Here is a 697-nt window from a genome sequence, read left to right on the forward strand (position 1 = left end):
CTGTATTCAAACCAGAGGTCGCATTGTCCTTGGTCATAGAAGGATTTGATTTCCTTTTGTGCGGTATTGATAACTTTCTGTTTGAATAGAGGAAGGAGAGGGTATTTGTCCTCCAACATAAACATTTCTTTGAGTTGCTGTACTGTCTTCCCGAATACACCTCGATTCTTGTACTGGCTGCATAGCTCATAGAAGCGTTGCGAGTGCTTGCCCTTGAGGGACATTGCAACAAGAAGAGAATACTCGGTGTATTGGCTTGCGAGTTGCACAAGATACGGCATAAGGTCGCTGCTTACCTCCACCTCATAGACTTGCTTCTTTGCCACCCATCTGGCTTGATTGATGAAGCCACAATAAAGCCAATTTCCTTCCTTGTCCTCGAACTCGATAGCCTTGTCACGGAGCGCACGGAGTGCCTTTCTGGCTCTCTCCGTGTGGTCTTTGTCGGTAATCTGCACAAGGTCGCTTGTGCTAATCTGTACTTTCATGTTCTCGAACTCTGTGCGAGGTGGCTCACGCTCGACATAGTTTTTCCTCACTTGCCTAATGACCATGTAAAACGCATTCTTCTCGGTAGGAGAAAATTCGTATCTGGATTCAGTCAAGGGGTTGGCTTGGTAGAGGGTGATATCTTGCTTTTTCTCTTCCATGATTCTATATGTTGAAGTTGTTTATTTTGTCAAATATCTCTACTTCG

General features: G+C 44.9%; 1 protein-coding gene. It reads right to left on the reverse strand.

Annotated features, from left to right (window positions below):
* The coding region (locus HLV61_RS23125; protein WP_369259759.1) for a replication initiation protein at window positions 1-650 on the reverse strand (650 nt) is incomplete at its 3' end.
* Window positions 651-697: the final 47 nt, after the last annotated feature.

The sequence above is a fragment of the Geodermatophilus amargosae genome, from assembly GCF_041028265.1.
Lineage (GTDB): Bacteria > Actinomycetota > Actinomycetes > Mycobacteriales > Geodermatophilaceae > Geodermatophilus > Geodermatophilus amargosae_A.